Annotated in this window: 9 protein-coding genes and 4 pseudogenes; 5 read left to right on the top strand and 8 right to left on the bottom strand. The window is 43.2% G+C overall.

Features of this window, described 5'->3' with window-relative positions:
* Positions 1–53: 53 nt before the first annotated feature.
* A complete protein-coding gene (locus tag HFK82_RS01230) occupies positions 54–485 on the bottom strand; it encodes a SprT family protein (protein WP_167829299.1) in 432 nt (143 codons plus the stop codon).
* Complete coding sequence (locus tag HFK82_RS01225) at positions 472–2,604, bottom strand: Tex family protein (RefSeq protein ID WP_154455027.1); 2,133 nt, start codon at positions 2,602–2,604, stop codon at positions 472–474. The genes HFK82_RS01230 and HFK82_RS01225 overlap by 14 nt, the downstream gene beginning before the upstream one ends.
* Positions 2,605–2,741: 137 nt before the next feature.
* Here HFK82_RS01225 and HFK82_RS01220 point away from each other — a divergent pair, with 137 nt between their 5' ends.
* Genes HFK82_RS01220 through HFK82_RS01210 form a run of 3 tightly spaced genes read left to right on the top strand, consistent with a single transcriptional unit; the run spans position 2,742 to position 4,595 of the window.
* The gene (locus HFK82_RS01220) at positions 2,742–2,876 is read left to right on the top strand and encodes an SPJ_0845 family protein (protein WP_154455026.1); all 135 of its coding nucleotides are present in this window, start codon (positions 2,742–2,744) and stop codon (positions 2,874–2,876) included.
* A gap of 4 nt (positions 2,877–2,880) precedes the next feature.
* Positions 2,881–3,786: a permease gene (locus HFK82_RS01215; protein WP_154455025.1), complete on the top strand. Its 906-nt coding sequence runs from the start codon at positions 2,881–2,883 to the stop codon at positions 3,784–3,786.
* Positions 3,783–4,595 carry a TIGR03943 family putative permease subunit gene (locus tag HFK82_RS01210; protein ID WP_168260508.1) on the top strand — a complete coding sequence of 271 codons (813 nt, stop codon included), beginning with the start codon at positions 3,783–3,785 and terminating at the stop codon, positions 4,593–4,595. The genes HFK82_RS01215 and HFK82_RS01210 overlap by 4 nt, the downstream gene beginning before the upstream one ends.
* Positions 4,596–4,641: 46 nt before the next feature.
* Here the strand turns inward: HFK82_RS01210 and HFK82_RS01205 are convergent.
* Positions 4,642–4,932, bottom strand: a pseudogene (locus HFK82_RS01205) (signal recognition particle-docking protein FtsY); the annotation flags it as partial.
* A 43-nt stretch (positions 4,933–4,975) separates the two neighbouring features.
* Between HFK82_RS01205 and HFK82_RS01200 the strand changes: the two are divergent.
* Positions 4,976–5,389 (top strand): annotated as a pseudogene (locus HFK82_RS01200) (TIGR03943 family putative permease subunit); the annotation flags it as partial.
* Positions 5,390–5,435: 46 nt separating this feature from the next.
* Here HFK82_RS01200 and ftsY (HFK82_RS01195) read toward each other — a convergent pair.
* Positions 5,436–6,212, bottom strand: a pseudogene (gene ftsY, locus HFK82_RS01195) (signal recognition particle-docking protein FtsY); the annotation flags it as partial.
* Positions 6,213–6,248: 36 nt separating this feature from the next.
* Between ftsY (HFK82_RS01195) and HFK82_RS01190 the strand changes: the two are divergent.
* Positions 6,249–6,662: pseudogene (locus tag HFK82_RS01190) on the top strand (TIGR03943 family putative permease subunit); the annotation flags it as partial.
* A 46-nt stretch (positions 6,663–6,708) separates the two neighbouring features.
* Here the strand turns inward: HFK82_RS01190 and ftsY (HFK82_RS01185) are convergent.
* The 4 genes from ftsY (HFK82_RS01185) to smc all read right to left on the bottom strand — a co-directional run.
* Positions 6,709–8,229, bottom strand: a complete 1,521-nt coding sequence (gene ftsY / locus HFK82_RS01185; RefSeq protein ID WP_168260507.1) for a signal recognition particle-docking protein FtsY — start codon at positions 8,227–8,229, stop codon at positions 6,709–6,711.
* Positions 8,230–8,279: 50 nt separating this feature from the next.
* Positions 8,280–9,098: a Cof-type HAD-IIB family hydrolase gene (locus HFK82_RS01180; RefSeq protein ID WP_168260506.1), complete on the bottom strand. Its 819-nt coding sequence runs from the start codon at positions 9,096–9,098 to the stop codon at positions 8,280–8,282.
* Positions 9,095–9,895 (bottom strand): Cof-type HAD-IIB family hydrolase, encoded by an 801-nt coding sequence (locus HFK82_RS01175; RefSeq protein ID WP_168260505.1) that lies wholly within the window; start codon positions 9,893–9,895, stop codon positions 9,095–9,097. The genes HFK82_RS01180 and HFK82_RS01175 overlap by 4 nt, the downstream gene beginning before the upstream one ends.
* A gap of 161 nt (positions 9,896–10,056) precedes the next feature.
* The coding region (smc, locus tag HFK82_RS01170; RefSeq protein WP_168260504.1) for a chromosome segregation protein SMC at positions 10,057–12,046 on the bottom strand (1,990 nt) is incomplete at its 5' end.

Genomic DNA, 12,046 nt, shown 5'->3' with positions numbered 1-12,046 from the left:
CATTAAATCCTCCTTAAGCTTTTAATGTGGTTCATTATTTGCACATGAAATTCTCATTTTATCATAAGCAACTTGCCTTGACAACGGCCGCAGCGGTATTTTTGGGTGTTGATACGGCGCTTTCGGTGGTAGTCTTGTCCACACTGTTGGCAGCGGTAATGGTTGGCAGGAGCATTTTGTGAGAGGGAGGGGGCATAGCGCAGGCCATCGACGGCTTTTAGCAAATCTTTGAAATCAGCATCAGCGTGTTTATAGCCTTTTCCAGCAAAATACAGGTGGTAATGGCAAAGTTCGTGCCGAACGATTTTCCGAAAAACATCTAAGCCAAAAGTATCGTAGATTTTGGGGTTAAAGTCCAAATGACCGTCAGCGGGGAAAAAGCGGCCGCCACTGCTTCTGAGCTTGGTGTTCCAAACGGCAACATGGTTAAAAGACTTGCCAAAATCTTCTTGCGACACGGCTTTGACAAAATCAGTCAAGTTCACGCAAATCTACCAAAGAAAGATTGATTTTGCCACGTTCTTTGTCGATTTTTGACACCCAAACGGTGACGATATCGCCAACGGAAACGACTTGACTTGGGTGGCTGACAAAGGATTTGCTCATTTGCGAAATGTGAATCAAACCGTCATCGTGCAAACCAATATCCACAAAGGCCCCGAAATCCACAACGTTGCGAACGGTTCCTTCTAATTTTTGACCGATTTCAAGGTCAGAAATATCCAAAATGTCCTGACGCAAGACAGGTGCCTCAAAATCATCACGCAAGTCACGACCTGGTTTTAAGAGGTCGGCGATAATGTCCTTGAGCGTTTCTTGCCCAATGCCAATCGTTTCTGCCATTGATGGTACTGAAACGGCTTGGAGTTTGGCTTTGGCTGACTCATCCAAATCTGTAATGTTCAGTTCTTGCAACAAACGTTCAACAGCCTTGTAAGACTCTGGGTGAACCCCTGTATTGTCAAGGATATTGTCAGCCCCCGGGATACGCAAGAAACCAGCCGCTTGTTCAAAGGCCTTGGCTCCCAAGCGAGGGACTTTTTTGATTTCCTCACGTGAGGTGATACGTCCGTGTTCGTCACGGTATTTCACGATATTTTCTGAAATGGTTTTGTTCAAACCTGAAACGTGGGCCAACAAGGCTGGGCTTGCAGTATTGATGTTAACACCGACTTGGTTAACCACGGTATCCACCACAAAATCAAGGTTTTCAGCCAATTTTTTCTGACTAACATCGTGCTGGTATTGCCCAACACCGATAGATTTAGGGTCAATTTTCACCAGTTCTGCCAAAGGGTCTTGCAGACGACGGGCAATGGAAATGGCAGAGCGTTTTTCAACGGTCAAATCAGGAAATTCGTGGCGAGCCAATTCTGACGCTGAATACACAGAAGCTCCGCTTTCATTGACAATCACGTAAGACACTTCAGGGAAGTCTTTCAAAACTTGTGCCACAAAAGCTTCGCTTTCACGGCTGGCTGTCCCATTTCCAATGGCGATGATTTCAATGCCATAAGTGCGAATGAGGTCTGCTAAGTCCTGTTTTGATTGGTCAATCTTAGCTTGGCTGGCTGGTGGAACGGGGTAAATCACTTGAGTCGTCAGCAATTTCCCTGTTTGGTCCACCACGGCTAATTTGGCACCTGTACGAAAGGCAGGGTCAAACCCAAGCACCATTTTGCCTTTAAGAGGTGACACGAGTAAGAGGTGACGCAAGTTTTCTGAAAAGAGTTGGATAGCCCCATCCTCCGCGCCTTCAGTTAACTCATTGTGAACACGACGCTCCATGGCTGGAAGGATTTTTTTCTTGATGGTTTTGGCAATGACATCATCAATGTAGGCATTTTTTTGTTTGAAACGTGCCCCCATGAAACGAATCATTTTATCAACATTATGCTCAAAGCCGACTTTCAAAATACCAAGTTTTTCCCCACGATTGAGGGCAAGAATGCGGTAGCCTTGAATTTTCGCAACTTTTTCTGAAAAATCATAGTAGATTTGGAAAGTCTTGTTATCGTCAGCTGCTTCGTCTTTGACGCTTGAAACAATCGAACTATAAGACCAAATCTCATTGTAAACCCACGAACGTACTTGATTGTCCTCTGAAAAAGCTTCGATGAGGATATCACAAGCCCCTGCAAGCGCCTTGGCGGGTGTGTCAAAACCTTCTGTCAAAAAGGCTTTGGCTTCTTCTTCCAAGGACGGTTTGTTTTGCAAAATCAAGCGAGCCAAAGGAAATAGCCCTGCTTCTCTCGCAATCGTTGCCTTGGTACGGCGTTTTTCTTTGTAAGGGAGATACAATTCTTCAACATCAGCCAATTTTTCAGCCTGTTCAATAGCTGTTTTCAATTCTGGTGTTAATTTCCCTTGTTCGTCAATTTTAGCGAGAACAGTGGCTTTGCGTTCTGCTAAAGCCGTCATGCTCTTATCCAAATCAATAATGGTTTTAATTTGGACTTCATCTAAGTTACCAGTCATTTCTTTACGGTAACGTGCAATAAAAGGAATGGTATTGCCTTCGCTAGTTAATTCCAAAACTTTGGCAATTTGCCCTTCCTTGATACCCATTTCTTGGGCAATAGGTGTGATGTTTTCATTTTTCATAGTAGATTTATTATATCACAAAGTCCTAAAAAAGCCCCTAAGACTTTTGAACAAGCGGGGCAACTCCGTTTTTGTGCTATTTAAGGTTTGATAGTATAATAGGGGGTGATTATTTTAGAAACGAGGTTTTTCTCATTATGGCAATTACACACAAACGACAAGACGATTTGGAAAGTATGTTTTCCAACTTTGCTAGTTTGCCAAAGGTTTCCAGTGACCCTGAAAAAGACAAGGCACAAGATGACAAAAAAGACAAGAAAGTGACTGATTAATCTTATGGCTATCTTTAATCAGTTACCAACCAGCGTTTTGCAATGGTTTGCGATTTTCATCTCCATTATCATTGAGGCGCTGCCTTTTGTCTTGTTGGGAACGATTTTGTCGGGATTTATTGAAGTTTACATCACACCTGATTTGGTGCAGCGTTTTTTGCCCCGCAATCGTTTCTTACGCATCTTGTTTGGAACCTTTATTGGTTTTATTTTTCCCTCGTGTGAATGTGGGATTGTGCCCATCATTACGCGCTTTTTAGAGAAAAAAGTACCGAGTTACACCGCTGTTCCTTTCTTGGCAACAGCACCTATCATCAACCCCATCGTCCTCTTTGCCACTTATTCGGCTTTTGGAAATAGCTGGCGCTTTTTATGGCTGAGGTTGCTGGGGGCCATTATCGTTGCCTTGACGCTTGGTATCATGCTTGGTTTTGTGGTAGATGAAAACATCCTCAAAGCCAATGCCAAACCAACGCATTTCCACGATTATTCTGGCGAAACCTGGTACCGCAAAATTTTCCTCGCCCTAGCTCACGCGATTGATGAATTTTTCGACACTGGGCGCTACTTGGTTTTTGGGACCTTGGTAGCCTCAGGAATGCAAATTTATTTGCCAACACGTCTGTTGACACAAATTGGGGGCAATGCTTTGACGGCAATTTTAGTCATGATGCTACTGGCTTTCATCTTGTCCCTTTGTAGCGAGGCGGATGCCTTTATCGGAGCATCTCTACTGTCCACTTTTGGAACGGCACCTATTTTAGCCTTTCTCTTGATTGGACCTATGGTGGATATCAAAAACCTCATGATGATGCTGCATTCTTTCAAAACCTCTTTTATCATCCAATTTATTAGCGTTTCAACAGCAATTATCATTGTTTATTGTTTGGTGGTGGGGGTAATAGCATGATTCGTTTTATCATTCTTGTGGGGTATTTTGAATTGTCCATGTACCTCCAACTCTCAGGAAAATTGGACCAATACATCAATACTCACTACGCTTATTTAGCCTATATTTCCATGGTGCTTTCCTTTGTTTTAGCCATTGTCCAGCTGGTCATTTGGGTGAAAAATATGAAGCTCCACAGTCATTTGCAAGGCAAATTGGCCAAATTCGCTAGTCCTATTATTTTAGCTATTCCTGTTTTGATTGGTTTGTTGATTCCGACAGTCACCCTTGATTCGACAACGGTATCTGCCAAGGGTTACCATTTTCCCCTAGCGGCTGGCTCTACTGGAACAGTCAGCGAGGACGGCACCACCGTTCAATACCTCAAACCTGATACCAGCTTGTATTTCACCTCATCTGCTTATAAAAAAGAAATGCAAAAGGAATTAAAACAATACGAGGGTACAGGACCTGTTAAAATCACGACGGATAACTACATGGAAGTCATGGAACTTATCTACGTCTATCCTGACGCCTTCACGGGACGCGAAATCACCTACACAGGCTTTGTTTACAACGAGCCTGGACACGAGGGGTATCAATTCTTATTCCGTTTTGGTATCATTCACTGTATTGCTGACTCTGGTGTTTATGGCTTATTGACAACAGGTAACGACACGAGTTACCCAAATAACACGTGGATTACAGCCACAGGTACTATCAGCCTTGAGTACAATCAAACGCTTGAGCAGACCTTGCCTGTTTTACACATTACCGAGATGAAAAAGACAAACGAACCTAAGAATCCTTATGTTTACCGCGTCTTTTAACGAAAAATTCCTACAACTAAGGTTGTAGGAATTTTTTTTGTTCTTCTTAGATAATGCCTTCCAAAAGACCACGCATGAAGTCTTCTGAATCAAATTCACCGATGTCATCGATTTTTTCACCAAAACCAATGAGTTTAACAGGAATATCTAATTCTTGACGAATGGCAAGAACAACACCACCCTTGGCTGTTCCGTCAATCTTGGTTAGGATAAGCCCCGTCAAAGGTGTGATTTTTGAAAATTCTTTGGCTTGGCTGAGAGCATTTTGACCTGTTGAGGCATCAAGAGCCAACAAGGTTTCATGCGGCGCATCAGGAAGCACACGCTTGATAATACGCTCGTATAACTTCGTATAATGTATGCTATACGAAAGTTATTACGCTGCTTATAAAAAAGAAATGCAAAAGGAATTAAAACAATACGAGGGTACAGGACCTGTTAAAATCACGACGGATAACTACATGGAAGTCATGGAACTTATCTACGTCTATCCTGACGCCTTCACGGGACGCGAAATCACCTACACTGGCTTTGTTTACAACGCGCCTGGACACGAGGGGTATCAATTCTTATTCCGTTTTGGTATCATTCACTGTATTGCTGCCTCTGGTGTTTATGGCTTATTGACAACAGGTAACGACATGAGTTACCCAAATAACACGTGGATTACAGCCACAGGTACTATCAGCCTTGAGTACAATCAAACGCCTGAGCAGACCTTGCCTGTTTTACACATTACCGAGATGAAAAAGACAAACGAACCTAAGAATCCTTATGTTTACCGCGTCTTTTAACGAAAAATTCCTACAACTAAGGTTGTAGGAATTTTTTTTGTTCTTCTTAGATAATGCCTGCCAAAAGACCACGCATGAAGTCTTCTGAATCAAATTCACCGATGTCATCGAGTTTTTCACCAAAACCAATGAGTTTAACAGGAATTTCTAATTCTTGACGAATGGCAAGAACAACAACACACTTGGCTGTTCCGTCAATAATGGTAAGGATAAGCCCCGTCAAAGGTGTGAATTTTGAAAATTCTTTGGCTTGGCTGAGAGCATTTGGACCTGTTGAGGCATCAAGAGCCAACAAGGTTTCATGCGGCGCATCAGGAAGCACACGCTTGATACTACGCCCTATTTTTTCAAGCTCAGCCATGAGGTTGCCTTTGTTTTGCAGACGTCCTGCCGTGTCAATCATAACAATATCAACGTTTTCAGCGACAGCTTTTTCCATACCGACAAAGACGACTGAAGCTGGGTCAGCTTTTTCAGGTCCTGTGATAACTGGCACGTCCACTCGATGTCCCCTCTCAACCAACTGAGCCACCGCACCTGCACGGAACGTATCCGCGGCAACCAGCATGACTTTTTTGCCTTCTTGCTTGTATTTATAAGCTAATTTCCCGATAGAAGTGGTCTTTCCGACACCATTAACACCGACAAAGAGCATAACGGTCACACCGTCTTGGAAATTGATTTTTTCATTAAAGACGCCATCTTTTTCGTAAATATCAACCAATTTTTCAATGATGACACGTTTTAAATCATCAGCTTTCTTGGCATTTTCCACTTTTGCCTCATAACGCAACTCTTCCGTAAGCTGGGTTGCCACTCGTATAACTTCGTATAATGTATGCTATACGAAAGTTATTACGCTGCTTATAAAAAAGAAATGCAAAAGGAATTAAAACAATACGAGGGTACAGGACCTGTTAAAATCACGACGGATAACTACATGGAAGTCATGGAACTTATCTACGTCTATCCTGACGCCTTCACGGGACGCGAAATCACCTACACTGGCTTTGTTTACAACGCGCCTGGACACGAGGGGTATCAATTCTTATTCCGTTTTGGTATCATTCACTGTATTGCTGCCTCTGGTGTTTATGGCTTATTGACAACAGGTAACGACATGAGTTACCCAAATAACACGTGGATTACAGCCACAGGTACTATCAGCCTTGAGTACAATCAAACGCCTGAGCAGACCTTGCCTGTTTTACACATTACCGAGATGAAAAAGACAAACGAACCTAAGAATCCTTATGTTTACCGCGTCTTTTAACGAAAAATTCCTACAACTAAGGTTGTAGGAATTTTTTTTGTTCTTCTTAGATAATGCCTGCCAAAAGACCACGCATGAAGTCTTCTGAATCAAATTCACCGATGTCATCGAGTTTTTCACCAAAACCAATGAGTTTAACAGGAATTTCTAATTCTTGACGAATGGCAAGAACAACAACACACTTGGCTGTTCCGTCAATAATGGTAAGGATAAGCCCCGTCAAAGGTGTGAATTTTGAAAATTCTTTGGCTTGGCTGAGAGCATTTGGACCTGTTGAGGCATCAAGAGCCAACAAGGTTTCATGCGGCGCATCAGGAAGCACACGCTTGATAATACGCCCTATTTTTTCAAGCTCAGCCATGAGGTTGTCTTTGTTTTGCAGACGTCCTGCCGTGTCAATCATAAGAATATCAACGTTTTCAGCGACAGCTTTTTCCATACCGTCAAAGACGACTGAAGCTGGGTCAGCTTTTTCAGGTCCTGTGATAACTGGCACGTCCACTCGATGTCCCCACTCAACCAACTGAGCCACCGCACCTGCACGGAACGTATCCGCGGCAACCAGCATGACTTTTTTGCCTTCTTGCTTGTATTTATAAGCTAATTTCCCGATAGAAGTGGTCTTTCCGACACCATTAACACCGACAAAGAGCATAACGGTCAAACCGTCTTGGAAATTGATTTTTTCATTAAAGACGCCATCTTTTTCGTAAATATCAACCAATTTTTCAATGATGACACGTTTTAAATCATCAGCTTTCTTGGCATTTTCCAATTTTGCCTCATAACGCAACTCTTCCGTAAGCTGGGTTGCCACATTGACACCCACGTCAGACAAAATCAGCATTTCTTCCAATTCTTCAAAGAATTCCTCGTCCACTCGGCGGAAATTGGCCAGAAAGGCATTCAAACGCGCGCTGAAACCAGTACGGGTTTTCTTAAGGCTGCGGTTGTATTTTTCTTCTTCCGTTTCAACAGGCTCTGCCACCACTTCAGGTTCTGCTTCTGGCTCTTCTTGACGTGTGCTGATTGGCTCAAATGAGATGCTTTCGCCACGTTCCAAGGCTTCCTTAGCTGCAGCTTTTTTAGCGTAATAATCCGCCATGACATTTGAAAAATGCGGGTCAGCTTCTGCTGCATTTTCAGAAAGATCTTCTGATAAGTCAGAAGTCATCTTTTCAGCAACTTCTTCAGTTGATTCAGAAATGACTTCTTTTGTTTCTGAAAGTTCCTCAGAAGGTTCTGAAACCATTTCTTCGTTTTCCGCAAGGGTTTCCACAGTTTCCTCAAAATCTGCTGAATTATCCTCATCTTCCGTGATTTCAACAGTTTCTAAGATAGTTTCAGCTGGGGTAGAATCCGTTTCTTCTGTTTCTTCCACTGCTTCGTCTTGTGTGTCTTCTGTTGTTGAGGTGAGGTCAGAGGCTTCTGTGCTTGTTTCTTCTGTTTTTCCTTCCTCAGGGGTGTCAGTCACCTCCTCGGTTTCCACAACAGTTTCCTCAACCTGCTTGTCTTCAACTTCCTCGTCTTTTCGTCGATTTCTAAATAAACGGTCAAATAATCCCATATTCTATTACCAAAGGCAACAGAGCCGATGCCCTATCGCTTCCTTTCTATTTACGCCTTTAAAATGTATTCTTCGATAGTTTCTGCAACACCTGATTCTTCATTGGTGCGGGTGGTTGTGTGGTTTGCGATGGCTTTGACTTTAGGAACAGCATTAGCCATGGCAACACCTAGGCCAGCCCATTTAAGCATGGAAAGATCATTTTCCTCATCCCCCATAGCCATCACTTGTTCAGGCAAGAAGCCTAGATGATCAATCAATTGCTGCAAGCCCGCTGCTTTGTGAACGCCTTTTGGCATCATTTCCAAAATAATCTCACGTGATTTAAAGATTTCAAATGCCTCATACAAGTCTTTTGGCAGCTGCAAAATTTGCTTATCCAAAAATTCAGGATCGGTCACGCTGACCACCTTGTTGTAAATAACATCTTTTGGAATCTCATCAAAACTATCTAACTCCACAAAGGTAAGTTTTGGGTTGGCCTGCGGGTAATGAGAATGATTGCCCTGACTAGGAAGACTGTACACGATGCCATCACTAAGCACGTCAAAAGGCAAACCTAGAGGTTCCAAGGCCCCATGCAAACGCCGCAATTGCTCGCGTGTCAGTTGGCTTTTATCCAAAATCTTCCCATTGGTTTTTTGCACCAAACCGCCGTTGAAGGTGATGATGTAATCCTCATCTGATATTAAATCCAATTCGTCCAACAAATCCTCAACAGCTTTTAAGGGGCGACCTGTTGTGATGACAACTTTTACCCCCTTGTCACGTGCTGCACGCAAGGCTTGTTTATTTTCCTCTGACACCACCTTTTGACTGTCAAAAAGCGTGCCATCCAAGTCCAAAGCCAATAATTTTATCTCTGTCATGGTTTAGCCAACCTTTCCATGTAAGTCATGACAACCTCTTCATCACAATCTCCGATGACTTCATCCGAGATGTTTTTGATTTCTGGGCGGGCATTTTGTGTGGCGATGGCTGTGCCAGCAAATCCCATCATTTCAAAATCGTTGAGGTTATCTCCAAAGGCAAGCACTTCACTGCTATCAATCTCAAAAGCTTGGCAAAGGGCTTCCAGACCCGTGCGTTTGTTGACACGACTATCTATGATATCCACCGATTTAAACCCTGTGGTAACAGCTCGCGCAAAATCCACTCGTTGATTAAACCAAGCCTCACCTTGACGCACCGTATCACCTGAAAAATTCGCCGTTACTTTCAAAATAGCATCTTCTATGTGTGCTAGATTTGGCACACGTTGAACATTTTCATAATAGTGGCTAATGAAGTGAGCGTATTCATCGCTCGCTTTTTGGTGCAAATACGCTCCTTTTTCGCCTGATAACAAAAAATCGTAGCCTGACAGGTAGGGATTTTCCAATAAAGTATCAATGATGTCCAAATAAGCTGGCTTGCTGAGGCCTGATTCAAAGATAATAGAACCATCAGCCTTGACCAAGGTACCATTTTCAGCGATGAAAGCCATCTGATGATGGTAATCCGCAAACATTTTTTCCAAAGCCAAAAGTGGACGACCACTGGCTGCCGCAAATAAAATCCCTTTTTGAGCAAAATCATCTAAAACAGCACACAACCTTACCTTATCAAAAGAACCTTGTCGGTTTAAAAACGTACCGTCCATATCTGTTGCTACTAACTTTATCATTATTACACTCCTAAAGAATCGTATAAGCCTATTTTATCAAAAAACACTCTAATTTTCTTGTGAATACAGCATTCTTTTAAAACTTTTACATCTAACACCCCTATTGACCTAAAAACCCCAACTGTTAGCAGCTGGGATTCATTCTATTCTCTTTGTAAAGGCTAGTCCACAAGGTTTTCAGCCTCTTTTAATTTGACCGAAACGATGCGGGAAATGCCTGATTCTTGCATGGTAACGCCGTAAATGCTATCTGCGGCAGCCATGGTTCCCTTACGGTGGGTTACCACGATGAATTGGCTGGATTGGTCAAAACGGTTTAGGTAATCCCCGAAACGTTTGACATTGGCTTCGTCCAAGGCAGCCTCTACCTCATCCAAAATCACAAACGGAATGGTCTTGATGCGGATGATTGAAAAGAGCAGAGCCAAAGCAGACAGGGCTTTTTCTCCCCCTGACATCAAATTCAAAGATTGGATTTTTTTGCCGGGTGGTTGCACTGAAATCTCAACCCCAGCGGTCAACACATTGTCATCCGTCAAAGACAATTCAGCCGAACCACCACCAAACATTTGGCGGAAGGTTAGTTTGAAGGACTCACGAATGGCATTGAAAGTTGTTTGGAAACGCGTTTTCACTTCGTCATCCATATCGTTGATGGTTCCCAAAAGCAAATCTTTGGAATGAATCAAGTCGTCTTTTTGCGTGTTTAGGAAGGTCAGACGTTCCTTGACTCCTTGATATTGCTCAATAGAATCCAGATTGACAGGCCCCAAAGCCTTGATTTGACGATGCAAATCTTGCAAGCATTGGCGAGCACGTGGCATGTCCTCAATGGCTTGGCTGGCTTGTTTGGCGTCCTCCAAGGTAAATTGGTAATCCTCAGATAAGTCTTGAGCAAATTGACGCAGGCGGCTAGATACTTGGCTGATTTGAGCTTCTAGGCTAGCTTGCTGACGAATCAAATCCTCGTTTTTCTGATTTTCACGCGTCATCAAATTAGCCAATTCTTCCAGCTGTGCCTCGCAGTCTTCCAATTCGAAGCGTTGGCTAACCAGTTGTTTGTCAAGCTCTGATTTTTTGGCCTGAGCAGCTTCTTGTTGCTTTTGCAAAATAGGCAAGCGTTCCAACTGATTGTCGTCTTTGGTCGTTGCCAAAAATTGCTCCAAGCGCTCAATTTCTTCTTTCTTTTCAACCAAAGTCACTTCGAGGCGAGTTTTATTGGCAGACTCAAATTTTCGCTCACTCAATAAATCACGCTCTGTTAAGGTTTCCTGTGACAATTGCTGACGCAGGCTGGCTACTTTTTGCGTGGTGGCTTGCTTGTTTTCTTTAATCTGCTCAATTTCAAGGTTCAAGGCTTCTTTACGTTCAGCAATAGCCTGCAAATCAGCTTCCAGTTTGGCTTTTTGTTCCTGCAAGGCCACATCGTCTTGCGCACCTTCTGAGGCTTGCAAACGTTGGTAAAGTTGCTTAACATCAGTCAAACGTTCTGCCAATTGCTGGTATTCCAGCTCTGCCTTTTGCTCTGCAAATCGTGTCTGTTCGCTGTCTGCTTTTAATTGTTTCAGGCGTTCTTGTTGAGCTTTCAAGCGTTCTTGCAAGGATTGAACCTGCTTTTCTTGTTGCAACTGCAAGCTTCGCAATTCTCCCAATTCAACCACAAGGTAATCCAATTCAGGCTTGATGAACATCGTGTTATTTTGACGATTGGCACCACCTGAAAAAGAACCGCCTGGACGGATTTCGGTTCCATCTAGGGTTACCAAACGCACCTGATAATGCAAACGGCGGGCTGCTTGATTGGCGTGGTCTACTGTATCAAAAATAGCCGTCGTTCCCAGTAAATTCTGGAAAATGGTATCTAGACGTGACTCCACAGCAACCAAGTCGCTGGCTACACCTAAAAAGCCTTGACTACCTTTTAGTAGTGAACGGTTTTGAGCAGATAGGTGTCTTGGCTTAATGGTTGTGAGTGGTAAGAAAGTTGCCCGCCCTTGACGTTTTTTCTTCAGAAAATCAATGGAACGTTTCGCAGATGCCTCATCTTCTACAATGACGTGCTGGCTTGCTCCTCCAAGGGCAATTTCAAGTGCCGTCTGGTAATGTTTGTCAAAGGTCAAGTGCTCACTCACCGCACCAATAATGCCACCT

The sequence above is a fragment of the Streptococcus alactolyticus genome, assembly GCF_012277075.1.
GTDB classification, from domain to species: Bacteria; Bacillota; Bacilli; order Lactobacillales; family Streptococcaceae; genus Streptococcus; species Streptococcus alactolyticus.
Note: the sequence above shows the minus strand (reverse complement) of the source record. Positions and strands in the feature narration are given on the sequence as shown.

Coding starts and splice junctions, on each gene's coding strand:
- ftsY (WP_168260507.1), bottom strand. CDS start 8,229: ATGGGATTATTTGACCGTTTATTTAGAAATCGACGAAAAGACGAGGAA.
- HFK82_RS01215 (WP_154455025.1), top strand. CDS start 2,881: ATGGCTATCTTTAATCAGTTACCAACCAGCGTTTTGCAATGGTTTGCG.
- HFK82_RS01220 (WP_154455026.1), top strand. CDS start 2,742: ATGGCAATTACACACAAACGACAAGACGATTTGGAAAGTATGTTTTCC.
- HFK82_RS01210 (WP_168260508.1), top strand. CDS start 3,783: ATGATTCGTTTTATCATTCTTGTGGGGTATTTTGAATTGTCCATGTAC.
- HFK82_RS01225 (WP_154455027.1), bottom strand. CDS start 2,604: ATGAAAAATGAAAACATCACACCTATTGCCCAAGAAATGGGTATCAAG.
- HFK82_RS01175 (WP_168260505.1), bottom strand. CDS start 9,895: ATGATAAAGTTAGTAGCAACAGATATGGACGGTACGTTTTTAAACCGA.
- HFK82_RS01180 (WP_168260506.1), bottom strand. CDS start 9,098: ATGACAGAGATAAAATTATTGGCTTTGGACTTGGATGGCACGCTTTTT.